Genomic DNA, 24,998 nt, shown 5'->3' with positions numbered 1-24,998 from the left:
AAAATATAATATGGTTTTAGGAATTTCATATTCTGATATTTTTCGTATCATAATTATTGTTTTGGTTTTTTTCATTTTTTGGAGATTGAATACTTGGTATAATAAAAAATATAATGTTCCTAAGGTTTTTCAATGGTTTCCTAGAAGATGGGGAAAAAGAAAAGTTTCAGAGCATTTGTCTCAACTAGATAAAAAGTTAGAAGCTGAAGGTAAAGGTATCTGGGTTACAATCTATGCTATAGATTTGTACATTGTAACTATTCCTTGTACAGTAAAAAAATATAAATCTTAATACATATATGTTTATAAAAAAGACCTTTTATTTTAAAATAAAAGGTCTTTTTTATGATGATTGAAATAGTAATTTTAAGTAAATTAAATTTGAAATGTATCAAGAATATTATCTTTTTCTTCTTTATTAATTCCAATATATTTCAGGGTGATGTGTGGTGTGCTATGGTTAAGAATTTCTTGTAACATAGCAACATCTTTTGTTTGTTTATAGAACCAATAGCCGAAGGTTTTTCGCATGGTGTGGGTACCAATGGACTCTACAATTGCAAAATCTCCGGCTTTTTGCAATTGTCGATAAGCCTGGATCTTACTAATGGGTTGATCTCCTTTTCGAGAAGGGAATAACCAGGTACTTTCTAGTATTTGGCTATAAGAGTATACTTCGTCAAAAATAGAAGTAAGGTTAATCATACGTTCTTTCTTCGTTTTTCCCTCTTTGATCTTGAATTCTTTTCTCTTTTTTCGTTTTAACTTTAATATAGTTTGTGTTTCGATTTGGAGTAGATCGCTAATACGCAATCCTGTATTGATTCCAATTAGAAATAAAATATAATCTCGTTTTGAACAGTGGCGTTTTAGGGAACATTTCATATCTTCGATCTGTTCTTTACTACGGATGGGTTGGACATCAATGAGATGTGGTGTTTTGTCCATGGATTTTCGACCACTTTATTTACAGTGTTTTGAATGTATACTTTTGTTATATAAATTGAGGATATCAAAGGGAATTGTTGAGAAGTCAATATTTAAGGGGAAATGAATGTAAACTAATAATAAAAAGTTTGCTTTTATATTAGAAAAGGTTAGTCCCTCACTCCACTCCAGCTAAAAACCTCACACCCAAAAACAAAGGGGAACTCAATTGTTCAAACTCATATAAAGTTTCAATCTTGTCTAAGCATCCATTAGGATATACAATGGATCATCCATTTTTCTTTACATAATCTCCAGATACAGTCCATATCAACTATAGATTCTTGTCTTATGCTAAATGTAATCAAAAAGCAAGTAGATAAAGATAATGACTAAAACATTAACTCTAGATACTTTTTTGATGAATATTATAAATAAACAGGAGGTAATGAAAGATGTTTAAAACATTATTAGCAGGAGCACTTTTAAGTACAGGATTAGTAGCGGGAGGTGCAGATGATGCGAAAATGGACAATTTAAAGTCAAATGAAAATAGTTCAAATCAAGTAATTACACAGAGTGCAGATGGAACAACGTCTTTCTCACAAAACTTTGATTTACCTAAAGATGCAGTGCCAGCAACTCCTAAAGGAAACGCAAAAACTGTTGAAAGAACAGAGGGTACAGGTTCTCAAGAAGGAAAAATGGTACCAACAAAAGAAGGTACAGATTCTCAACCTGGATTTGAAATGGGAGCCCCTGAAAAACCAGAGCATGCAAAAACTGTTGAAAGAACAGAGGGTACGGATTCTCAAGAAGGAAAAATGGTACCAGCAAAAGAAGGAAATTAAATAATATATAGTTATAACGAGGAGCATCCAAAAAGTGGTGCTCTTTTTATATTATAGGAATTAACTAGTTCTACTGAATATAGAACTGTAGGAGGAATTGAGACTAGAACGTGGGGGCCTATCTCTTCAAATCATGGTGTTTAGGGCAATAGTTTTGGTGGTAACGTTACAATACAAACATTTTATTAGAGATTTTCTAAATTTACATACACTCTAGATAGACTACATATCAACTTCAGATACTTATTTTATGATACAAGTAATCAAACAAAAGGAGGGCAATACAAAATGATTAAAACAGTATTAACAGGGCACTCTTTTATGTACAGGAGATTATTAGCAGGTGGAGCAAATGTTGAAGATGTACAGACAGATAAGCATATTCCATATGAACAAAATGAATTGTAGCAAATTCTAGAAAAGTAGGATTCGAAGAAGTTTGAGTTATAAAAAGAAAATAGATAAATATAGTGAAATAGATAAATAAACAAGAGAAAAGTACTTTGTGTATATCACAGGTGATTTTTATTTTCATTTGGATATAGGACTTGAATCAAATTTTTATACTAAAATATATACGGCAAAAAGGAGGGAGTACATTGCACAAAATTATTTATGGAATATTAATTTTAATTTATACTTTGTATTCATTTTTTGTAAGTGACGGAAGTGAAGTAAGGTTTATTATGCTGTTAACTATAGTACTTATCTTTTCTGTGGTTTTAGAAAAAGGAAATGCAAACAAAACGACTGATTAAGGGTCGTTTTGTTTGCATTTTTTAATTGGCTATTATAGTCCAGATGCTTTAGGGGGAGCGCCAAATTTCGTTTTTGAGACACTATTAAATTTTTAGTTGATGAAAATACGGTACAACTCCTACTAGAGAAAACACCCGCCAAAATAGAAAACTTTTAACCTATTATCCTTTATTCCGTAGCTTTTAAGGTATTTAACACGACTTTGGTTGCGTCTGCAATAAGTTTATCATCGTATTCAGCATCTTCTTTATCATGATTAGAAAGTATAGCAAGAACAATCGGATTTTTATTTGGTGGCCAAATAATTGCGATATCATTTCTTGTTCCGTAAGATCCCGCGCCTGTTTTATCAGCTACTTCCCATCCTTTTGGTACGCCAGCACGAATCAATTTATCTCCAGTTGTATTTCTCTTCATCCAATCTACTAATAGTTCACGTTTTTCTATTGGAAGTGCAGTTCCTAATGTAAATGATTGAAGTGTCTTAGCTATTGCTTCTGGTGTACTGGTATCATGTGTTTCTCCTGGATGCACTTCATTTAATTCAGGTTCAAATCGTTCTGAAGTAGTAACAGTATCTCCCATTTCTTTCAAGATTTTTTCAAATTCAGAGGGACCTCCTAACTGTTTAAGAATCAAATTATGTGCTGTGCTGTCACTATATCGAACAGAAGCATCTGCAAGTTCTTTTAACGTCATTCCTGTATCAACATGCTTTTCAGTAATTGGATTATAATTAGAAAGATCTTCATGAGTATACGTAATCCTTTGATCAAGAGCTTCTAATGAGTTCTTGCGTAAAAGAGCGCCCACAGCTAATGATTTAGATGTAGATGCAAACGCAAAACGATCATTTGAATGATAAGCAATAGTTTGATTCGTACCTGTGTCCAGTGCATAAATACCAAGCTTAGCATCATATTCTTTTTCAAGTTTAGCAAAAGATTGATTTCCTGTATTTTCTTGTTTAATTTGATTAGCTTGATTCGTTTGTTTAGGTGGTTCAGATTGAGCATTACTATTGGAACAGCCTATAAGTGATACACATGAAAGTAATACTACAGGTACAATCTTTTTGTAATGTAAAATGTTACAGAACTTGTTTAAAACGAACATAAATTTTCAACCTCTTTCAAGAATATATGGATTTTGTCTAGGTATTCTAAATACCAATGCAATTAAAGATGGCATTGGGTAACAATACTACTGCAGCTAAAATTTCACAGGTTAAATGACATCCAAAACATTTATCCCGCTATTTGCCGGGCAGTAAGACCCCCGCTGATTAAAGTTTCACTTTATAGGATTGATAAGTCACAGTTTGCGTTATTTCTTTTTTGTTTCCACTTGTAATGGTTCACCTGTGAAAGTATTACAATACATGTTTTTTACTTTTGGGAATAATAAGTCCTTTCATTTTTTTATAATACATAAAAATAGATGTCAAACGGGATATGTTGTATCCAATCTGGACAACTCATATTAGAAATACACTTATTAGACACTCTAAGTAATAAATTTGTTCCACTTTAAGAGGAGGAAGAATTTGGGGTTTGTAAAATAACAATGGAACTACGTGTTTTTTCGTCATACAAAAACCTCTACATATAAGTAGAGGTTTTTAAATTGTATATGAATGAATTATGCTTTTTTAGAAAAAGAAAATCGAGTTCAGGTAAACGAAGAACATAGAATACGTAATTTTAACTAGATTTATTATTAGCTAGTTTATCTCCACCATTAAGCTCCGCCTCAATCTGCGAAGTCTTCGATGACTCATCCATACGCCAATACGTAATAAAGCTTATTGCGATACATCCAGCTACGTAGAAGTAGAATAGTGATTCCATTCCGATACTCTTTAGCCATAATGCGATGAACTCAGCTGTTCCGCCGAATATCGCAACTGTTAGTGCATATGGTAAACCTACGCCAAGTGCGCGAATTTCAGTTGGGAAGAGTTCGGCTTTTACAATTGCGTTAATGGATGTGTAACCAGTAACGATAATGAGGCCGATCATCATGAGTAAGAATGCTACGATTGGCTCTGTCGTTTTTTCCATAAAGAAGAAGATTGGTGCTGTTAGTAACGTTCCGAGAATACCGAATGCCATTAATAGTGGGCGGCGTCCGATTTTATCGGAAAGTAGCCCTGCAATTGGCTGAAGTACGACGAAAATAAGTAGTGCGACAAAGTTAATCCAGCTTACAACTTCTTTCGGGAGACCGACTGTGTTTACCATGAACTTTTGTAAATATGTTGTGTACGTATAAAATGCAACAGTTCCTCCTAGTGTTAGACCGACTACTGTTAATACTGCTTTCGGGTGTTTCATAAGAGCGCGAACAGTTCCTGCGCTTTCTCGTTTTTGCGATTTTATGTTTGAGAACTGCTCCGATTCATCCATCGTGCGGCGAAGCCATAATACAGCTACTGCGCCCATCGCTCCAATAATGAATGGAATGCGCCAGCCCCAAGATTTCATATCTGGTTCGCTTAGTAATTGCTGAAGAACAATTTGAACACCTAACGCAACCATTTGTCCAGCAACGAGCGTTACATATTGGAAGCTTGAATAAAAACCGCGGCGACCACTACTAGCCATTTCAGATAAATACGTTGCGGAAGTTCCGTATTCTCCGCCAAGTGATAACCCTTGAAGTAAACGAGCAAGAACTAATATAATTGGTGCCATAATCCCGATGCTTTCGTAACTAGGTGTACAGGCGATAATTAAAGAACCACCGGCCATAACTGTAATCGAAAGTGTTAACGCTGCCCGGCGTCCGTGCCGATCGGCATAGCGTCCCATTAATAAACTTCCGATAGGGCGCATTAAAAACCCAACTGCGAAAATAGCCGCAGTGTTCAGTAACTGACTCGTTGGATCGCCTTTAGGAAAGAACTCAGCTGAAAAATAAACAGCGAAAGCAGAGTAAACGTACCAGTCATACCATTCAATTAAATTGCCGACAGAACCTTTGAAAATATTGCCGGCGACTCGTTTTGAGTTTGCTTGAGCCATAATAATTCCTCCTCTTGCTTAGAAATAAAAGTTAAATATGAAAGCGTTTTTATTGTAGTTGAATTGTACTGTCTATAGAATAAAATCTCAATATTGTGACAATTTTATTCTTTTTGTACTTTATGTACATGGAGAGTTTTAATAGTTGCTTCATTATTAGTTTTGTCATAATAATAGAAAAAGGAGATTGATAGTTTAGAATATTTTATCAAAGGATATGAAGCATGAAGAAATCACGCAAAGTGTCATTACAAACGAAAATAGTAAGCTTAATTATTACGTTAATTTTATTTGTCGTTCTTCTATTAGCGGGAATATTTGTGTACATTCAGTCCGTTGATACGAAGCGACAAGTGGAGCAGCTAGCACTGCAAACAGCGAAGTCGCTTTCTTTTATGCCTGCTATAAAAGATGCTTTTCAAAATAACGAGCATAAAAGTACCATTCAATCCATTGCGGAACAAGTTCGTGAGCAAGCTGGTGCAGATTATGTCATTATAGAAGATCGCTTAGGGGTTATGTATTCTCATTCTAATTCGGAGTTAATTGGCACAAAGAGTAACAATCCATATAACTATGAAGCACTTACTTTTGGTGGCTATTATACGCTCGAAGGCAATGGGAAAAGTGGTCCGGCTTTAATGGCAAAGGCACCCATTATTGTTCATAACGGAGACTACGATCAAGTCGTAGGTGTTGTGACAGTAGAGTTTTCAATAAAAGGTATCGAATCTAACATACTGAGCAGAACGAAAGACATTATACTCTTTTCCTTAGCTGTATTACTAGCCGGAATTGTTGGTGGCATTCTTTTAGCACGTAGCATTCGTAAAGATACACTCGGTTTAGAGCCGAATGAAATTGCAGCGTTATACCGGGAACGAAGCGCGATACTACTTTCTATAAAAGAAGGGATTATAGCCATCGATCAAAATGGTTTTATTACGATGATGAATACGTCGGCAGAAGAAATGCTGCATGTAAATGGTGATTATATGCAGCAGCACATTTCAAAAGTTTTGCCGGAATTTAATATGGAAAGAGTGCTAGAAAATGATCAAGAAATCGCGTTTCAAGATAAAGTGTTTATTTTAAATAGGACACCGATACTTGAAAATAATAATACGGTAGGCGTTGTATGTAGTTTTAGAGATAAAACAGAACTGAAAAACTTAGTGAATACGATATCTGAGGTAAGAAAGTATTCTGAGGATTTACGCGCTCAAACACATGAATTTACAAATAAACTTTTCGTCCTATCAGGATTACTCCAGTTAGGACATTACAAAGAAGCGATTGAATTTATCCAACACGAATCTAACATTCATCAAAGTCAAAACCATATTTTATTCCATCAAATTCATGATGCGAAAGTACAAGCTATTTTATTAGGAAAAATCGGAACAGCGTCTGAGAAGAAAATTGATTTTCATATTGAAGGAGATAGTGCGCTTCATCCGTTACCAGACCATATAAAAGTTTCGCACCTTATTACGATACTTGGAAACATAATCGACAATGCGTTTGATGCGGTGAGTACACAAGAGGAGAAGAGTGTTTCTTTCTTTGTTACCGATATTGGGCACGATATTGTGTTTGAAGTGATAGATAGCGGGATCGGGATACCGGCAGAAAAAATAACGACCATTTTTCAAAAAGGATTTTCAACGAAAGGAAACAATCGTGGTTACGGACTAGCAAACGTGAAAGAAATGGTAGATCTACTAGAAGGAACGATTGAAATTCAAAACGAGAAAAATGGGGGAGCTATTTTTACAATTTACCTTCCAAAAACATTGAGAGAAAGTACATGACAAACAGGGGGATGGGCATATGTTGAAGGTTGCAATTGCAGAAGATGATTTCCGCGTCGCGCAAATTCAAGAGGAGTTTTTATCAAAAATAAAGGACGTAAAAGTAATCGGAAAAGCATTGAACGCGAAAGAAACGATGGAACTACTACAAAAGAAAGAAATCGACTTGCTTCTATTAGATAACTATTTACCAGATGGAATCGGAACCGACTTATTGCCACAAATTCATGCTGACTTTCCAAATGTTGACGTCATTATGGTTACGGCGGCGAATGAAAACTATATGCTAGAAAAAGCAATTCGAAACGGCGTAAGTAACTACCTTATAAAACCAGTCACGTTAGAAAAATTTGTTCGCACAATTGAAGACTATAAAAGAAAGAAGCAATTATTACATCGTAACAGTGAAGTAAATCAAACACTCATAGATAATTTCTTCGGCATTTCGCAAACACAAGACATAAAAAACTTACCTACAGGTGTGGATCCGTTAACACTGCAAAAAGTGAAAGGAATTATAAAAGGATTTGAAGAGGGCATTACAATAGAAGAAATGGGAGAACAAATGGGTGCCTCCAGAACAACCGCAAGAAGATATTTAGAATACTTAGTAGCGACAAACGAATGCACAGTAGAGTACACATACGGCATTATCGGACGTCCAGAACGAAAATATCGCATAGGACGAGGACTATGAAAAAACAATTATTACTATGTATATGGATCATGACAGGAGTAATAGCTGGTTGTTCTTCGGAAAAATCTCAAACGAATACAGTAAACATAGAAGAAGTAGAAATCGTTGCGCCAAACGTTCAAGGAGCGGGATGGGACTTAACAGCACGAGCGATGCAAAAAACGCTGACAGAAGAAAAAATCTTCACAAAACCAATCACAGTCACAAACAAAGTTGGTGGTAGCGGTGACGTCGGATGGAAATATACGAAACAAAAAGGCGGCCACGTACTGGCGATTAACTCAAGCTTACTCATAACGAACAACCTACTAGGCCACAGTAAACTAACATATAAAGACTTCACACCACTTGCAACACTCGCATCAGATTGGGAAGTCGTTGTCGTATCAAAAGAATCAAATATAGAAAACGCAAAACAACTAATGGAACAACTAAAACAAGACAAGAAAAACTTCAAAATCGGCGTTGCCCCCGGCCTAGGAAACGACGATCACCTATCATTCATACAAGTAAGCAAAGCATTCGGCATAAACCCTGCCGAACTACAATTCTTCGTCTACGAAAACAAAGAAAAAATCATAAACGCTCTAACGAACAAACAAATCAGCGCCGCAACCATGACCCTATCCGAAGCCGAAAAACAATACAAATCCGGCAAAATAAAAATACTAGCCGTATCCGCACCAAAACGCCTAGACCGACTACCAGAAATCCCAACATGGAAAGAACAAGGAATCGACGTCATCTTCCAGCACTGGAAGGGAATTATGGGCCCGAAAGATATGACGGAGGAAGAAGTTGCTTATTGGGATAGTGTCATTAAGAAGATGGTGGAGAGTGATAGTTGGAAGGGGATTTTGAGGGAGCGGGGTTGGGAGAGTTTTTATAAGGGGAGTGGGGAGAGTAGTGGGTTTTGGGAGGAGAGTAGTGGGTGGTATAGGGGGATGGTTGGTGGAGCTAGAGTTGATAAGTAATTTTAGCCACCTGTATTCATGAAATATTGATATCATTCTTAGTATATTTATTTAGAATTTTAAATACAGATTAGTTGATTCAATAAGTTTTTATATAGATTTTTCCTTTTATAATGATAATTCATTATTAGGGTTTCATATTTAAGATAGAAAGGGAAATCTAAAGAGGAGTATAATTAAACTGAATAAAAAATATTAAAGGTGTAAGACGGGGGAATTATGATGATACATACTTTAGTAAGGGGACAAAAGATAGACGTTACAAAGAATCATCCAGAGATGAAAGGATTACTGGTAGATTTAACTTGGAATGCCCCGATGAATATGGATGCAGATGCATCAGCTTTTTTAGTAGGGTTTAACGGGAAAATTACTAAAGAAGAGGATTTCGTTTTCTATGGACAACCATATTCTAGTTGTCGATCTGTTCAATTAAATCAAAATATCACAAATGGAAGTAAACAAAGGTTTTCAATAGATTTTACGCATATAAAAGATGAGGTACAAAAGATTGTATTTTCGATTACAATTCATAATGCTGAAGAGAAGAAACAGGCGCTACGAGATGTTTCCCATATTCAATTGAAAATAAGTAACGCACAATCAGGATTAGAAATTATTCATTTTCCTATCACACATCCATTTACAGATGAAAGTGCTATTATTGTTGGAGAGTTATATCGACATGGAGGAGGATGGAAGTTCAATCCTATTGGATCTGGCTATTTTGGTGGGTTAGCTGCATTGTGTACAAGTTTTGGAATAGAGATTGCAGATGATGAAAAACAAACTGCTCCTTCTGTAGAGAAGAAAATAATTCCTACTCCGCCTCCAGTACAAAAAACTATTAATGCAGTGAAGGTTGAATTGAAGAAAAAACAATCTATAAATATACAAAAATCTAAAATGGTAACAGCTACTTTAGAGTGGGAAACAAATAAAGACCTAGACTTATATTGTTTTTACGTGACAACTAATGGAGAGATAGGAAAGGTTTATTATAAAAATCTAGGTTCATCTAAAGTGGCACCGTATATTGTGTTGGATGGTGATTCGCAAGAACCAGGAAAAGAAACAATCCGTATTTACCGACCAGAAGCTTTAAAATATATTTTATTTGCTGCGTATAGTGCTGTCGGAAATGGAATAGGTAGTTTCTATTCTATGAAGGCTAAAGCTGTTGTCGATAATCATATGGGAAGCGTTGTAACAGCACCGTTATTAGAAATAAATGACCATGCTTATTGGGTGTGCATTGCTCATATTGATTTCACCAATTCAAATGAGATGAAAATTTCACATGTAGAAAGTTACTCGAAAGATCACTCAGAAGCTTCGCCACTGTTGTACGAGAACGGGAAGTTTCGAATGGATGTAGGGCCGATTGAATTTAAAAATGAAGAGGATTATCAGAAGTATTTTCAATGATAATGAAGGCGTAGATAATTTTAATGATTTGCGTATATTAAATGGATTATAGCTGGATAAGTTATATATCATCTAGCTATAATCCACTTTTATTAATGAAAAAGAGTAGGAAGGAATAGTTATTTATCCATCTTGTTAATAATTTGAGCAATGTACGAATTATTTAACCAATAACACTGCTTTGTAATGTGCTGACCATCAGGTAAAGTTACTTTATCTGCACCATTGCGGGCTTTTGGTCTAATATGTGTAACACCGTTGAAAGTCATTTTTGGTAAGTTGTTTAATTCAACTTCTTTATCACCACGTTTTTTATATTCAATTTGAATACCTTCATTTATAACTTTATTAACTTCTTCCCATAGTTCACGTATTTCTTTTTCTATTGTAGGGACAGGCATGTTCCAAAGCTTAATGCCTTTAAAGTAGAGTTTACGGTTTGGGTTTTCTTTTTTTGTTTGGTTAAATTCAAAAATTACGAATAAAAATTTGGTTTGATAGAAGCGTTCTCGAATTTCGCTTTCTTCCCATGATTCGTTTGTCCATTGATGAAAATCAATCGTTTCAAATGACATGCTTTGTTCTGGCTTTCCGTTTGGTTCTAAACGAATTGTTTTGAACTCTATATTGGCTTTTGCAAATTCTTCAATTTTATCGAGTCGAGTTCCTTTAATACCAAGTAAAGAGCTTACTAGTAATGGAACAAAGTTCTTGGTTGTAGGTTTGTACTCGATAGATAATTCTTGAGCGATTTCTTGATCAGTTAAGCCTATGTAATTTTCAAATTTTGAATAAAGGATTTCTTCTAAAGATTTTCCTTTTAGTTCATTTGTTGTTGTAAAACTTACTAGTTCTTCGTTTAGGTGATACCTGCGAACTAGTGCTGTCATGTAAAAAGGCTTTAACGAAAAAGCTCTTTGCATTGCTGGAATTTCAGAATGCGGTTGTGAGCGAAGTGAATTTTTATTGGAACCTTTTGTACAAGCTCCTAAATAGTTTGTATCACCTTCGGATAATTCATGTGCTTTGCCGGAACGAATTTTATTTACGATGGTTTCCCAGTCTTGTTTAATTATTTCTAAATCAGCTTCAGGATAGGTGAACAGAAGGCTTTTTGTAATATGAAAATCTTTACGGTCTACACCAGGTACCCATTCATAGAACATTAATAGTAGTTTTTCGTTTTTCTTCCAAAAGCTTGATGTTTCAAAGTGTGTATAAACTTCTTCCATATAGTTGATAATATTTAAGACTAGTCGTTCTTTGGCTGATAATGAACCGTTTTTATTTTGTTTAAATGCAGTTACTTTTAGTTCAATACCAAGGTGTTTAAAATCAGCTTCTGCGTTCGAATTGACTTCATATCCAAAGAAGCTTTCCTCAATTACTTGCCCTAGCCCACCTTTTGATTTTGCATTTGCGAGTCGGTCAGTTGTATCGATTTCACCAAATGTTTTTCCTTCAGCTTCATGTGCTTTTTTCATTAGTTCTTCTATTGTAGTGTAGTCCATAATTATCTCCTTTCTGTATCCAGTGCTGCGTTGTATGATTTTAAACATTACATATTAAAGTTATGCTATAATAAAAAGCTGTTTCAAATTTATATAAGTAAAATTTATAAGAGGGAAAAGGCAGTTTTTATTATTAGATAATAGTTATATTGAATTTATTCAAGAGGAGTCATGTCCTTTATAATATTGATAAAGTGCGAACAGTTTTCTTAATTGGTACAAGCCAAACAAGGAAATACAAAAAAGTACGGTTCTTGAAATGTTATAGTTGATCTTTTCCTCACTTTTTATTATAATGAAGCATAGATAAATAAAATACCGAAAGGATGTTCGTGTATTTATGGTGAAAGTAGTAGAACTTTTCGCGGGAGTAGGAGGTTTTAGATTAGGACTAGAAGCAAACGAAAACTTTGAAGTTCTTTGGGGAAACCAGTGGGAACCCTCAACTAAAGCACAACATGCATTTAATTGTTATGCAACTCGCTTTGAAAATAAAGGAATACATGTAAATAGAGATATAGCGGAAGCTTGGCCGGAAATACCTGAGCATGATTTATTAGTAGGAGGTTTCCCTTGCCAAGACTATTCTGTAGCACGTACTTTATCAAATGAAAAAGGAATACAAGGGAAAAAAGGTGTTCTTTTTTGGGAGATAATGAACATAGTTAATTCTCGCAAGCCAAGATTTGTTTTGTTAGAGAATGTAGATAGATTATTGAAGTCACCAGCAAAACAAAGAGGTCGTGACTTTTCTATTATGCTGGCGAGCTTTAGAGATGCAGGATATGTAGTGGAATGGAGAGTCATTAACGCTGCGGATTATGGGAATTCACAAAGAAGACGAAGAGTATTTATTTTTGCGTACTTAAAAGAATCTCATTTCACATTTGTTCAAAGTAAAATGAAGCCGTTAGAGATATTGTGTGAAAATGGATTTTTCGCTCCGATTTTTAAAGTGCATGAAGCGCCTGAGGAAAACAAAAAAAGAGGGCAATTTGGGTTGCCGGTCGATATTATTGAGGTTTCTGATACATTTAAAGCTGAATACTATAATTCTGGCGTAATGATGGATGGACAAGTTTATACTGAAGAAGTAGTTCCGGTAACTGAAAATCCAGAGACTTTAGGTGAAGTTGTTCAAAAAGTATATGATAAATTTGGCCCTGCAGATGAATCATATTATTTGAAAATGGATAAGGTTAACAAAAAGGGCAGAACGGAATTTGAGGAACTCAAGTATCTTAAAGGTCCTAAAAAAGAAGAAAGAGTATCAAAAGCAACAGGTCATAAATATTTCTACTCTGAGGGAGGAATGGCTTTCCCTGATGATTTAGATAAGCCTGGACGCACAATGTTAACAAGTGAAGGAACATGTAATAGAAGTTCCCATGTAATTGAAGATCCTTATACAAAAAGGCTAAGATATTTAACGCCAGCTGAATGTGAGTTATTAAATGGTTTCCCGATGGATTGGACGAATACGGGGATGCCACAAAGAAATAGATACTTTTGTATGGGTAATGCTTTAGTGGTTGACTTGGTGGAACGAATGGGTGAGAGGATTTTAGAGATTAACGAAGAAGAAGAGAAGATGGATAGTATTGTGCAGTTGAGTTTATTTTAGGAAACATATATAACATATGTTTAGGAGATATTTAAAATAATAAAGTGTTGGGATAACCTGGGTGCTATAGTTATAGGCTTGGGTTATTTTTTTTGAATTGAGAATGAAGGAGGTAATAGGGGAATAATCAATTTTATTGTGGAATGATAATCCACTAATTTCCTTTTTCTTAATACCAACAATTCCTCTATAGATATTGTATAATATGGAATATATTCGAAACGTATTTTTATATTAAGAGGTGTTACATCATTGGAGAAATATACATTTGATTTTCTACAAGAGATCTTCCCTGAGTTATCGGAGATGGGTAGGGATATTGAAAATATTTTTTATCAAGATCCCCAATCGGTTTTAATTAAGGGAAGAATATTTGCAGAGCTATTATCAAAACGCATTGCGGAAGAGCATGAACTGTACGACGTACAATATTTAAAGCAAGTAGAACGTATCCAAAAGTTAGAAAGAGAAGATATTTTATCAAAGGAAATTTCACGTGCGTTTGATACAATTCGTTATCTAGGAAATAAAGCGGCACATGAACATATTGAAAGTGGAGTAGAGAGTGCTTTTAAAATGCATAAAAATCTATTCCAAATCGCAGTGTGGTTTATGGAGATATACGGGAGTTATGAGTTTGTTGCCCCGAAATACAAACATCCACAGCCGAAGAGTAGTGTACATATTGTGGAGAAATTAGAAGAAAAGATATCTGCTAGTTTAGAAGAAAAGTTAAAAATGCTAATTGAGATTGCAAGTAAACAAAATACATCAAATCAAACTGAGGAATTAACAGAAATAAATAACGCTGAGATTGCAGTAGGGTTAGAAATTGAAGATAAACAGTCTGTGGATAATGAAGAAGAAGCAGATAACAATTTTGTGTATGATGATTTTATTTTAGGAGAAGGAGAGAGCTATTTACTAGCAGAACTCTCGAAGCTGAAAGAATCATCTCAAGAGGCTATCGAAAATCCTAATGAATTTAGTTCGTTTAAGGATTATTTACATGTTGAAAGAACGATACAGAACGATATGATGTCTGCTCTAACAGCAGCAGCTGGGCAAAATACAAGTCAATTAATTTTCTTGTGTGGTAGCGTTGGAGATGGGAAATCACATTTATTATCGTATGTCAAAAATAAATATCCTGAATTGATGGGAGAGTTTTCGGTGCATAATGATGCTACGGAAAGTTTTGATCCACAAAAGAGTTCCCTTGATACATTAGCGGAAGTATTAAAGCCATATAGTGACAGTGAGATTGATGGTTCTAGATGCAAGCTAATTTTAGCTATTAACCTAGGAGTTCTGCATAACTTTATTGAATCAGATTATGCAAAAGAGCACTATCAAATTTTAACGAAATTTATTGAGGAATCAGGAATATTCGAGGCAAATGAAGTTGCTACTAATCAACAAAGCGGTAATTTCCACTTGATTAGCTTTAGTGATTATCAACCTTTTGAATTAACTAGTGAAGGGCCAAAATCAGATTACTTTTCATCTATTTTAAAGCGAATTGTGGTTGAGTCAGAAAAAAATCCATTCTATCAAGCCTATTTGAAGGATAAGCAACGTGGTATAAATGGATTCTTCATGGTGAATTATGAGTTATTGCAACAGCAACAAATACGAGATGGTGTTTTAAGTATATTAATTGAAGCAATAGTTAAGCATAAGATGATTATTTCGACACGTTCTATGCTTAATTTTATTTATGATATTTTAGTACCTTCTCATGGGAATGAAGATTTTCTGGGGGCAGGTATGATGGAAAAAACCGAAGCCTTATTGCCGAATTTATTATTTGATGGTCAAGAAAAATCAAATTTACTAGCAGTTATTTCTAAAATGGATCCAATTCATTTACGTTCAAATAGTGTAGACCAAATGCTAATTGAGCTAAACAATTCAGTAAATATGAAGAATACTTTCCAAAAGCATTTGGATTTACATGGACTTGATGGATGGATAGAAGAGCTAGAAGAGATGGGGTCTTTCTTTGAGCTAAGTGATTCATCTAGACAGGTATTCAATAAAACATTAATACGTATGTCATTCTTTTTATCTCCCGTTTTGAATGAAATGTTTGCGGATGAAAATTATAAAAAATATATGGAATATTTATATGCCTTTAATAAGGGGAATCGATCTGATTTAAGAGAGATGTATAATTTAGCGAGAGAATCGATATTCTTGTGGAACGGACGTCCGAAATCAGATTATGTATTTATGGATTATTCAAATGATACTACTCAGGTGGCACAGTCTCTTAAAATCAAGCCATTTGTAGGACATTTGAAAGGGGTAGAACCAGAGGTTTTAAATCGATTTAAATTAAATATATTACTTGCTTTTTCTAATGAAGATAAAGTAGCACCTGTATATTTAGAAATTGATTATCCGTTATATGAAATGATGGTTAAACTTTCAAAAGGTTATCGTCCGAATAAAAAGGATAAAGAAGATTGTATTCAGTTCGTTGAATTTGTGGATAAGATAATGAAATTAGGAAATAGAGAAAAAGAATTATTGTTTGTTCAATCTAATGAAAATGGAATGTTTAAACTAACATACGACGAAGATTTTGAAGAATTTACGTTTAGAAGGGATTAAAAAATGATTGTAAGAGAGAATTTAGAGGATTTAAAAAGCTCGCTGAGTATTAAATCAGAAAAATTAGGATTAAAACATACAATAAATAAAAAAGCTCCTCTGTTACCTTTCTCTACCCGAGGAACAGAGCGGGCAAAATTTGCAAAAGGGTTTCAGGGAGTATTAGGAGAGTTTACGCGTCTAGTCAGCGGAAATAAGTTAAAAATGGAAGTTAACCTAGAAGAACTTATTGGAGAGATTAGTAAATCTGTTGATGTATCAAAGCAAGATAAGTCGCAATTTGAACAAATACTACGTACCTTTCTGCAGGATAGTGACAATATAATTAAAATTTTTCATTTGCATTTGTTTCAATATTTACCATTAAGTGATAAGGCTGATAAAAAAGGAGAACAAGATATTGCTAGATTCCTTTTAGACGTCTTATTAGGTGAAAAAGAAACAGTAGAAGAGATTTTTGGAAAAAGCGATTCAACAGATTTAATGTCACGTCTTGTGTTAAAACAATTAAATCATTTGGAGAGCGACGAAAAAGAACGCCGTCCTTATATTAATCAAATTCCATTTATCTCGAAGCTATTCAAAGAAGATTTTCAATTTTTAGCGGAACATAAAGATTATTTTAGAACTCATTATCACTTGTTTCTTAGTTATTATTACTTTTTATATATTACTCAATTGACTTTAAAGCTTTCACAAGTTGGGAAAGCGAACTTTAGTGAGAACAACGAAGTTTATTTTACACTTGACTGGGAGTCTACGAGTAGGAATAGAAAAGGTTATACTCATGGTTATCAAATGATTAAAGATACAGGTAGACATTTACTACTACATATTAATTGCTTAGAACATTTAAATTTCCTAATGGGAGTAGAAAAAGCAGGTGGCTATCCTGAATTAAAGGAAACATATCAGCAATTATCTGATGAGGATAAAAAAGTATTTTTAGAGATGCTTTGTGATTGGGTTATGGAATATAGAAGACATTTAGGTCTTGGGGCTTATGAAGGAAATTTAGAATTAGAATATGATACGCTTGTACAATCCTTATTCCGTAGTATAGAAGAAGCCTATGAAAAAGATACGATGCAAGGCCCTCGACATAGATACTCTTTATCAATAGAAGAGGTTGGGAAAAAATATTTCTTAAAAACTCGAGGTTCACTTGGTTATATGCTTAATATTAGTCAAGATATGTTATTGCTACTAACAGCATTGAGTTTAAAAAAGGAAAGAAAACCTTTGAAGCAAGTATTTATAGATTTAGAGGCTAGAGGTTTATTCTTCGATCGTTATTCAAAAGAAGAAATTGTACAGTTATTTGATAAGCTGAATTTAATAGACAAAAAAAGTGATAGCGGTGATGCACAGTATGTTAAACCAATTTTATAATTATCTTTCAGATAAACTAATAAATTATTTACAAGCGGAAAATCTTAGAGGTGGAGAGCGATTTTACCTTCAATTTGATAATCATGAACAAGTGCAAGCATTTTATGACACATTAAAAGAACAAGATTTATCGCAGGCGTTTTATTATCAGCATAAGCAAGGAGCTCCATACGAAACGATTGCTATTAAGGTTTCAGAGGAAATGAAAGTAGTTGTTGCGACTACATCGGCAAATGTTACTCCGGACTTTTTAGTAACACTTCGTAATGAAGTCGGTGAACAAAAGGATGTTTGGGAGAAAACAGCTTTACTTAGTATATGTCATGAGACACTGGACAGTATTAAGGGTGGGAGCAGTGATTTACAAAAAGAAGGTATGCCATTTAATGTGAAATCAATTTTGAAAACATTAAAAGAGGAAATTGAAACTTCTAAGTTAAACAAAGATGAAAAGGAAGTACTATCATTTTATTTACGTAAAAAATTGGATGATACAATTGTGCGACCATCTCTTTGGGATTATGAAGAAATTCTTGGTTTTTTATCAAAACAAGAGATTACTAGAGAAGATTATTCTAATTTAGGCATTTTCTATGATGAAAATTTAAATCAATTCACTTCAGCTCAAATGAAAAAAAGATTAGAAGAGAATGCTTCATTCTTTGAGAAAGTACAACATATGCACGAGTATGAGCATTTAGAGAGTCAATTAGAAAAATTATTTGATGAGAAGGGTGTTACTCGTTTAAAGAAAGAAGATTGGCAGCAAGAGGATTATGTTTTTGTTAAAGAGTCTAATGACAATTTGATAGCAACAGATCGTGCGCTAGAATACAGTGAATCCACAAAAAAATATTCAAAAGAGGGTTTGTTGTACTGGGAGAAAGCACAGGCTGATACAAAGGCTGGAAGACGTAAACGACATATCATTGTATTTAATCCTACACAGATAGAAAATATCAATCTGAACTTTGAATTTGAAGAAAAGTTGAAGAAGGAATATATTCATAAAAATTCACAGGGTTTTTGTGGGATATCTGGGAAAAAGCTAACTGTTAGTTTAGCGCACAAGAAAAATGTAACTTCATTCCATAAAGTTGTATATACACATAAAATGCAATCTAAGTCGAAATATGAGTTTCATATTGCTGTTGTAGAATGTGAAGCCGCGTTTTTACAATCTCTGCAAACAATTTATGAAGTGAATGTGAATAAGAAAAATGTAGTTATGAATAAAGCTGAAGAATGTATTATTTTTGGAGATATTTCTAATGAGCCAGAAGAAGTATTTATTGAGGAAGATGCACAGATTATAAATTGGCAAGGTGGAAGTTTTGAAGTCTCTGAATCTTCCCCTGCATGGAATGATGATAGCTTATCATTTTCTGTTCAAATTGAAACATCTTTAATTCCTATTCTTATTAGAGAGCAGGTTGCAAAGACTGTTCCAGTATCAGGAGAAAGGATATGGAAATTAAAAAGAGAACATCAAGAAAGCTTTGAATATAACCTTGATACAAATAAATTAAAACAAGGTGCAAGGGAATTTTCAGCACGAGAAGGATTTCGAAATTATTTGCAAGACGAGAGAGTATGGGTTGAAAATGAAATTGCTTTTGCAGTTAGAGGGGTATCAGGCCTAAATAAGGTTGAATTAGCAATTAATCCATCATTGAGAGAGGTGTACCAAGAATTATTAAATTACTATAAATTTAATAATACGGTTCCTAGTCTTTGTTTTGTGGATGATCAATTAAGAGAGTTGTCCATAAGATACTTGAAAGCTTTTAACGAAAGCGTTGCTCATATACAAGAAAATGTAATGTTAAAAGAAGAAGAAAAGAACCTATTTAAATTGGGAGTTATTGAAGAGGAACAAAGAGTTATACTAACACCGTTGCATCCTCTTAATGTTGCCTACCAGTTAAGTATTAATGATGAAATGAAAAATGAAGTAATTGAGATGCATATTTTAAATCGTATGCACCCTAACAATCTATTGCCATATATATATGGACAGAATGATGAATTGTATCGTCCAGTTTCTCAAAATGAAGCGCCTGAATGGATTGTTTATGAACCACTTCATAAGGTTGCGATTGGGGAATCAAATGCATTTTTAGCTAATGTAGTTGAAGAAAAGCTTCAACAATTTGTGGAGCATTTCCAATACTTATTTTTACAAGAATCTAAGTCTCCGATACGAATCAATGTGATTAATATAAATAATGATAAAGAAGTTGTAAGAGGTTTAGTACAGTTTATTAAGAAGCAGGTAGATAAAAAAGGGCCGTCCAAAATTATACCAGTAGAGGTTGCTTTATATCATGAGAGTAATATACTAAGCGCCTTTGAAAAGTTTTCTATATATGATGATGTTCAAAAATTCGAGGAGTTCTTTGAGTTATCGTTAGCATCAAAGAATCTCGATGCTGTAGACGTATTAAGGCTGATTCGAGAAAATGTTTTCTATTATAAACTTATTGGTACGAAAGAATATGGTTACGCTCATATTTCATTCTATAAAATGATTTCAAATGAGAAGCATGCGAAAAGTACAATGGAAGATATTGAAACAGGATTATCTTTAAATGGAATGTTATCATCTCTATCATCTATTAGTACAGAAGTAGATTATCGTACAGGATTTGGATTAAAAAATGTATTGAATAATGAACATTTGTTAATTCAAACTGCTAGAGGAATGAATGAATTAGGAAGTAATTTAAATAACGATGGTACAAACCCTTATCGTAAGAACGAAACAATTGTTACGAGAACATCTACCTATGATGAACAAGTTTTAGAACATTTATATGAATCTTCTTATTGGGTAACATTTATTGAACCTAATGTAGGTTTAGATTTCTTCCAAGATTCATCACGTAATTTATTGGTTATTCATTATAGTGATCAATATTCTTCATCAAGTCAGTATGATGCAATTACAGTAACGGATAAAGCAAGACAATACCGAGCGGTTATTGAACAGTATTTAGCGGAAAAAGAAATTGTATCGACACCTGAAAAAATTAATACAGCTATTAGAGCTTTCAATAGTTTAAATGGTGAGTGGTTACTACGAATTATAGGAAGTAAGGGACAATTCTCAAGAGAAAAGTTAAGTATTATTTCAGCTGTGAAGTATATATTAAGTGCTTTAGATCATGAGAATATTTTATGGGTTCCTATCTCATTAGAAGAAATATTGCGTGTTGCTGGAGCGGTGAAATTAACGAAAAGTGAAGGTGTATTTTCTGCGAAAAATCTAGGCGGAAAAGGTGCACATAGTGACGATTTACTGTTAATCGGAGTAGAAATGCAAGATGATAATTTATCAGTGCATTATTATCCAGTGGAAGTGAAAATCGGCTTAAATCAAGACAGTGCTATTGCAAAAGCAAAAGAGCAAATTAATGCTACTAAGCGACTATTTGATACGCAACTTTCTAAAACAAGTGAAGATGGTTTACATGTATTTAAACATAAGTTTTTCCGAAACTTCTTTGTACAGTTATTGCTAGCAAATGCCAAGAAATTTATTACAAACAACATTTGGCCAGAAAAATCTTATGAGAAAATTGAAGAACTAAAGAAAAGATTATTAAATGATGATTACGAAATGAGTGGACATTTGGATGATAAAATCGGAAAAGGAGCAATTTTATCATTCAAAAAGGAACAATCATGGAGGTCCATGAAAATAGAAGAAGATATTTTATTAGTGGAATTAACCGAAGAGGATGGATATGAAGGAGTAGTCGAAGAAATTGAGGCACTCAAAATGAAAATCCATTCTGGTGGGACTGATATTAATCCAGATAGATTATTGAATCAGAATCATGACTTCAATCAAGATTTAAAAAACTCTAGCAATAAAGTCGTTCCAACTGTACCTCATTCTGAAGAAGAAAAAGAATTAAAGGACATCCGTGTTTTGTTAGGAACAGTAGAGGGATCGACTCAAGAAATATATTGGGAATTCGGAAATCCAGAGCTAGCAAATAGACATATTTTAATTTCGGGTAAATCAGGGCAAGGTAAGAGTTATTTCATTCAATGTCTGCTTCTTGAACTGGCGCAAAATGGAATTTCTAGTATGATATTTGACTATACAGATGGATTTAAGAATTCTAAGTTAGAACCGGAATTTAAAGAGAAACTGCAAGATAATGTTGAACAATTCCTAGTAGCAAAAGACAAATTCCCAATAAATCCATTTAGACGAAATCAAAAAGAATTGGATGAAGGAATTTATATCGATGAAGATAATACAGATGTTGCTGAAAGAATTAAAAGTGTATTTTCTGCTGTATATAAAGATTTAGGTATCCAGCAACAAAACGCTATATATGAAGCGGTAATGCGTGGTTTAGATAAATATGGTGAGGATATGAATTTAAATTATTTATTAGCGGAGTTAGAAGAAGATACTTCTGGACCAGCTAAAACAGCAAGGTCACAAATTAAGCCATTTATTGATAAGAATCCATTTAATCATAATGCTGTATATAATTGGGGAGACATACTGAACCAAGAAGGTAAAGTGTTTATTGTACAATTAACAGGTTTTAATAGAGATGTACAGCTCATGATTACAGAATTTATCTTATGGGATATTTGGAATTATCAATTGCACCACGGAGATAAAAATAAACCATTCCCAGTTATATTAGATGAAGCACAAAATCTTGATCATAGAGAGAAATCGCCAAGTGCCAAAATTTTAACTGAAGGAAGGAAATTTGGCTGGTCAGGTTGGTATGCAACACAATCATTAAAAGGCCAATTTACAACGGATGAAATTTCACGACTACAAAATTCAAGCCAAAAAGTGTATTTCATGCCGCCAGAAAATGAAATTAGTGCTATTGCATCAAACCTTGCGCAAGATTCAGCTGTACGTAAAGAATGGGAAAAACGACTTGCAACATTGAAGAAAGGCCAATGTATTACTTCTGGACCAATGTTACAGAAGGATGGTACGTTGAAGTCGGGGAGTCCTGTTATTATTAATATTAGTGCGTTGCAGGATAGATTGAAGTAGTAATTTAATAATGATATGAAAGTTTTAGAAAACCACTTTGGACGGTATATTTGTTTGAGGTGGTTTTTGTATTGTTAATCATGTTGAAAGCTAGAAATAATAGGAGGTCCTCCTTGCCAAGGCTTTTAAAATTTTTAAGTGATTTTCATAGAGCGTAAGGTGAAGGGAATTCGTGACTAGATAAATTCTTAGTATTTAAAGAGCCTGTATACGGTTGATCTTTTAATTTAGCGGAGATATAATAGGTGAATCATAAAAATGAAAGGGGGAAAAGGGGTGAATTTTATGATTCCTTTGACTGGTATTTCAATCTTGTTTCTCTTCTATTGGTGTGTTGTGAATCAATATATTGTTGTTAAATGGAACGCTATTTTTAAGAAATTTAATGAAAATGTAGTGTTTGGGATATTTATTACATGTATGTTATTTTGGTTGGAGTATTTATTTCAAATGTTTTTTGATAGATAATCAGTTTTTATGAGATAAATAGACACAGTGGGGTATGTAAGATGTTTCATTGTGTCTATTTTTTCAGAACTAATTATAGTTTCTTTCTTGCACCTCCCCCAACGTCATCCCCTAACCTAAAGAAGGCAAATCAAAAAGGGGGGCAAAACCACTCATGAAAACCACCACAAAAGAAAAAAGAAACACCATCATCATGTTACTACTCTCAGCCGCAATAGGAATCTTTTCACCACTACTCATGTACATTACATTGGCACGGAAAAATGAGGTGTACAAATATCATTGCCGAAAGGCGTTCAACTTTCATTTATTAATCTTTCTTCTATTTAATATTAGTTCACGTATTAGTGATGTTTTGTTTTGGATTGTATTTGCCTTTGAGGTCGTTCAAGTAATTATTGTTGCGTGGAAAGTAATACGCGATGAACCATATCGTTATTTCATTCTAATTCCGTTCTTTAAAGAAGATAAGTACACGGTGGAAGGAGAATAGGTGATGAAACAAGAAGTGGAGATAAGGGGAAAGCGAATTTTTATTATGATTGCAGTGTTGTTTATTGCGATTTATATCGTTTTACGAAATAGAAAGTATGAGTACTTTTATGATGGTATTAATGAGTATGAAAATCGTTATAGAGGGAATGGTCCCCTTGTATTGCTTGTTGTAGGTTTGTTTCAATATTGTAGGCAGAATGAGATGAGTTTTTCTCATATGCTCCAGTATGTGACAGAGAAGTTAGCGGAGTAGGTGATGATATGGCGTGGATGATTAGTGAGTTTGCAAGTGTTGGGGATGTTACGGTGCGGACGCTTCGTTATTATGACAAAATTAATTTATTAAAGCCAAGTGATTATACTGAGGGTGGGCATCGATTATATACGAAAGATGATTTGTATGTGCTACAGCAAATTCAATCGTTTAAGCATCTCGGTTTTTCACTTGGGGAAATTCAAAATATTATATTGCAGCGTGATATAGAGACGGAAGAATTTTTAAGGCAAATGCATTTTCAAAGGGAATTGCTTTTGGCAGAGCAAGAAAGAATTGCGAAGGTACTTTCGCATATGGATGAGATGACGAAGAAGTTTCAAAAGGAAGAACAAGTGGATATCGCTTTGTTTTCTTCATTTTTGCAAACTTTTATATGGGAGAAAGAAAATAAGGAATGGTTAGAGGAACATTTTTCAAAAGAGAGTGTTCGAGCGTTTTATAATAATAAGGAACTAAAAGAAAAATTTGATCGGCGATTTATGGATGTGATAGGGAAATTAAAAAAGTATAAGGAAGAAGAGAAGGATCCGGGTCATCATGACGTTCAAGTTAGCTTGAAAGAATTTTTCAATTTAATAGAAGAGGTAACGAATTATCTTGATACACCTCAAAGTGATATAGAGGATATAATTAATCAATCGAGCTTTCCACTATCCAAATTCCCAGCTCTCTTCACAACTGAAGAAGAAAACTATATAAAAGAAGCAATGAAGCAGTTTAACAACTAGTTAAACTGCTTTTCCATTATAATAGAAGAAAAAACTAAACGGAGGAAAACCCCATGCCAACCTACAACAAACTAATCCGAAACAAAATCCCACAAATCATAAAAGCTAACGGAAAAACACCCACAACAAGAACCCTATCCGAAGAAGAATACATAAAAGAAATCTGCAAAAAAACAGAAGAAGAACTAACCGATAATTAACCCCTCATAAGCCCCTTACAAGCCCCTACCAAGTAATAAATCACTAAGAAAAAACATAACAAAACAAAAACACCAACAAACACCGTAGTAGGAGTCGAAAAAAATTTTGAAATAACACGCCAAAAACCCTGCCATCCTCCCATATATATTATGAAGAGGTT

At 33.9% G+C, this 24,998-nt stretch carries 18 protein-coding genes and 1 pseudogene; 15 read left to right on the top strand and 4 right to left on the bottom strand.

Annotation, left to right across the window (positions count from 1 at the left end; all coding sequences use genetic code 11):
* The first annotated feature begins 10 nt into the window (after positions 1-10).
* Entirely contained in the window at positions 11-292 is a 282-nt protein-coding gene (locus QCI44_RS23480; RefSeq protein ID WP_000242739.1) for a hypothetical protein, read from the top strand.
* Positions 293-375: 83 nt separating this feature from the next.
* Here QCI44_RS23480 and QCI44_RS23475 read toward each other — a convergent pair whose 3' ends face one another.
* On the bottom strand, positions 376-948 hold the full coding sequence (locus tag QCI44_RS23475) for a tyrosine-type recombinase/integrase (RefSeq protein WP_016133761.1): 573 nt from the start codon (positions 946-948) through the stop codon (positions 376-378).
* 434 nt (positions 949-1,382) lie between these two features.
* Here QCI44_RS23475 and QCI44_RS23470 point away from each other — a divergent pair, with 434 nt between their 5' ends.
* Both QCI44_RS23470 and QCI44_RS23465 read left to right on the top strand, forming a co-directional pair.
* A complete protein-coding gene (locus QCI44_RS23470; protein WP_000477315.1) occupies positions 1,383-1,778 on the top strand; it encodes a hypothetical protein in 396 nt (131 codons plus the stop codon).
* Positions 1,779-2,377: 599 nt separating this feature from the next.
* Positions 2,378-2,536: a hypothetical protein gene (locus QCI44_RS23465; RefSeq protein WP_000548946.1), complete on the top strand. Its 159-nt coding sequence runs from the start codon at positions 2,378-2,380 to the stop codon at positions 2,534-2,536.
* A gap of 169 nt (positions 2,537-2,705) precedes the next feature.
* On the opposite strand, the gene blaIII is transcribed toward QCI44_RS23465, so the two are convergent.
* Entirely contained in the window at positions 2,706-3,653 is a 948-nt protein-coding gene (gene blaIII, locus QCI44_RS23460) for a class A beta-lactamase BlaIII (protein WP_353811463.1), read from the bottom strand.
* 587 nt (positions 3,654-4,240) lie between these two features.
* Positions 4,241-5,563, bottom strand: a complete 1,323-nt coding sequence (locus tag QCI44_RS23455; protein ID WP_353811462.1) for an MFS transporter — start codon at positions 5,561-5,563, stop codon at positions 4,241-4,243.
* Between the two features lie 224 nt (positions 5,564-5,787).
* Between QCI44_RS23455 and QCI44_RS23450 the strand changes: the two genes are divergently transcribed.
* The 4 genes from QCI44_RS23450 (at position 5,788) to QCI44_RS23435 (ending at position 10,476) form a co-directional block, all read left to right on the top strand.
* Positions 5,788-7,377, top strand: a complete 1,590-nt coding sequence (locus tag QCI44_RS23450) for an ATP-binding protein (RefSeq protein ID WP_353811461.1) — start codon at positions 5,788-5,790, stop codon at positions 7,375-7,377.
* A gap of 19 nt (positions 7,378-7,396) precedes the next feature.
* On the top strand, positions 7,397-8,074 hold the full coding sequence (locus tag QCI44_RS23445) for a response regulator (protein ID WP_016133767.1): 678 nt from the start codon (positions 7,397-7,399) through the stop codon (positions 8,072-8,074).
* The gene (locus QCI44_RS23440; protein ID WP_016133768.1) at positions 8,071-9,048 is read left to right on the top strand and encodes a tripartite tricarboxylate transporter substrate binding protein; all 978 of its coding nucleotides are present in this window, start codon (positions 8,071-8,073) and stop codon (positions 9,046-9,048) included. The genes QCI44_RS23445 and QCI44_RS23440 overlap by 4 nt, the downstream gene beginning before the upstream one ends.
* Positions 9,049-9,270: 222 nt before the next feature.
* Positions 9,271-10,476, top strand: a complete 1,206-nt coding sequence (locus tag QCI44_RS23435) for a TerD family protein (RefSeq protein WP_016133769.1) — start codon at positions 9,271-9,273, stop codon at positions 10,474-10,476.
* A gap of 119 nt (positions 10,477-10,595) precedes the next feature.
* Here QCI44_RS23435 and QCI44_RS23430 read toward each other — a convergent pair whose 3' ends face one another.
* On the bottom strand, positions 10,596-11,987 hold the full coding sequence (locus QCI44_RS23430) for a Sau3AI family type II restriction endonuclease (protein ID WP_353811460.1): 1,392 nt from the start codon (positions 11,985-11,987) through the stop codon (positions 10,596-10,598).
* A 340-nt stretch (positions 11,988-12,327) separates the two neighbouring features.
* On the opposite strand from QCI44_RS23430, the gene dcm reads away from it, so the two are divergent.
* From dcm to QCI44_RS23390, 8 genes and pseudogenes are all read left to right on the top strand, one after another.
* Positions 12,328-13,611 carry a DNA (cytosine-5-)-methyltransferase gene (dcm, locus tag QCI44_RS23425; protein ID WP_016133771.1) on the top strand — a complete coding sequence of 428 codons (1,284 nt, stop codon included), beginning with the start codon at positions 12,328-12,330 and terminating at the stop codon, positions 13,609-13,611.
* 252 nt (positions 13,612-13,863) lie between these two features.
* Complete coding sequence (dptF, locus tag QCI44_RS23420) at positions 13,864-16,230, top strand: DNA phosphorothioation-dependent restriction protein DptF (RefSeq protein WP_353811459.1); 2,367 nt, start codon at positions 13,864-13,866, stop codon at positions 16,228-16,230.
* Between the two features lie 3 nt (positions 16,231-16,233).
* Positions 16,234-17,622, top strand: coding sequence for a DNA phosphorothioation-dependent restriction protein DptG (gene dptG / locus QCI44_RS23415; RefSeq protein WP_016133773.1), 1,389 nt, complete (start codon positions 16,234-16,236; stop codon positions 17,620-17,622).
* Complete coding sequence (gene dptH / locus QCI44_RS23410; RefSeq protein ID WP_016133774.1) at positions 17,603-22,669, top strand: DNA phosphorothioation-dependent restriction protein DptH; 5,067 nt, start codon at positions 17,603-17,605, stop codon at positions 22,667-22,669. Before dptG ends, dptH begins: the two co-directional genes overlap by 20 nt.
* A 622-nt stretch (positions 22,670-23,291) precedes the next feature.
* Positions 23,292-23,630, top strand: coding sequence for a DUF4870 domain-containing protein (locus QCI44_RS23405; protein WP_016133776.1), 339 nt, complete (start codon positions 23,292-23,294; stop codon positions 23,628-23,630).
* A 3-nt stretch (positions 23,631-23,633) separates the two neighbouring features.
* The gene (locus QCI44_RS23400; protein ID WP_016133777.1) at positions 23,634-23,885 is read left to right on the top strand and encodes a hypothetical protein; all 252 of its coding nucleotides are present in this window, start codon (positions 23,634-23,636) and stop codon (positions 23,883-23,885) included.
* 8 nt (positions 23,886-23,893) lie between these two features.
* Positions 23,894-24,637: a MerR family transcriptional regulator gene (locus QCI44_RS23395; protein ID WP_016133778.1), complete on the top strand. Its 744-nt coding sequence runs from the start codon at positions 23,894-23,896 to the stop codon at positions 24,635-24,637.
* A gap of 53 nt (positions 24,638-24,690) precedes the next feature.
* A pseudogene (locus QCI44_RS23390) lies at positions 24,691-24,831 on the top strand (nucleoside triphosphate pyrophosphohydrolase); the annotation flags it as partial.
* Between the last annotated feature and the right edge of the window lie 167 nt (positions 24,832-24,998).

Origin of the sequence: Bacillus cereus group sp. RP37 (genome assembly GCF_040459695.1) — a bacterium.
Taxonomy (GTDB): Bacteria; Bacillota; Bacilli; order Bacillales; family Bacillaceae_G; genus Bacillus_A.
This window is presented reverse-complemented; position numbering and strand designations above follow the sequence as displayed.

What these genes read in the sequence shown, in the direction of transcription:
- QCI44_RS23470 (WP_000477315.1), top strand. Translation starts at nt 1,383, where the DNA reads ATGTTTAAAACATTATTAGCAGGAGCACTTTTAAGTACAGGATTAGTA.
- QCI44_RS23455 (WP_353811462.1), bottom strand. Translation starts at nt 5,563, where the DNA reads ATGGCTCAAGCAAACTCAAAACGAGTCGCCGGCAATATTTTCAAAGGT.
- QCI44_RS23480 (WP_000242739.1), top strand. Translation starts at nt 11, where the DNA reads ATGGTTTTAGGAATTTCATATTCTGATATTTTTCGTATCATAATTATT.
- dptG (WP_016133773.1), top strand. Translation starts at nt 16,234, where the DNA reads ATGATTGTAAGAGAGAATTTAGAGGATTTAAAAAGCTCGCTGAGTATT.
- QCI44_RS23405 (WP_016133776.1), top strand. Translation starts at nt 23,292, where the DNA reads ATGAAAACCACCACAAAAGAAAAAAGAAACACCATCATCATGTTACTA.
- blaIII (WP_353811463.1), bottom strand. Translation starts at nt 3,653, where the DNA reads ATGTTCGTTTTAAACAAGTTCTGTAACATTTTACATTACAAAAAGATT.
- QCI44_RS23400 (WP_016133777.1), top strand. Translation starts at nt 23,634, where the DNA reads ATGAAACAAGAAGTGGAGATAAGGGGAAAGCGAATTTTTATTATGATT.
- QCI44_RS23450 (WP_353811461.1), top strand. Translation starts at nt 5,788, where the DNA reads ATGAAGAAATCACGCAAAGTGTCATTACAAACGAAAATAGTAAGCTTA.
- QCI44_RS23430 (WP_353811460.1), bottom strand. Translation starts at nt 11,987, where the DNA reads ATGGACTACACTACAATAGAAGAACTAATGAAAAAAGCACATGAAGCT.
- QCI44_RS23445 (WP_016133767.1), top strand. Translation starts at nt 7,397, where the DNA reads ATGTTGAAGGTTGCAATTGCAGAAGATGATTTCCGCGTCGCGCAAATT.
- dcm (WP_016133771.1), top strand. Translation starts at nt 12,328, where the DNA reads ATGGTGAAAGTAGTAGAACTTTTCGCGGGAGTAGGAGGTTTTAGATTA.
- dptH (WP_016133774.1), top strand. Translation starts at nt 17,603, where the DNA reads ATGTTAAACCAATTTTATAATTATCTTTCAGATAAACTAATAAATTAT.
- QCI44_RS23395 (WP_016133778.1), top strand. Translation starts at nt 23,894, where the DNA reads ATGGCGTGGATGATTAGTGAGTTTGCAAGTGTTGGGGATGTTACGGTG.
- QCI44_RS23435 (WP_016133769.1), top strand. Translation starts at nt 9,271, where the DNA reads ATGATACATACTTTAGTAAGGGGACAAAAGATAGACGTTACAAAGAAT.
- QCI44_RS23475 (WP_016133761.1), bottom strand. Translation starts at nt 948, where the DNA reads ATGGACAAAACACCACATCTCATTGATGTCCAACCCATCCGTAGTAAA.
- QCI44_RS23440 (WP_016133768.1), top strand. Translation starts at nt 8,071, where the DNA reads ATGAAAAAACAATTATTACTATGTATATGGATCATGACAGGAGTAATA.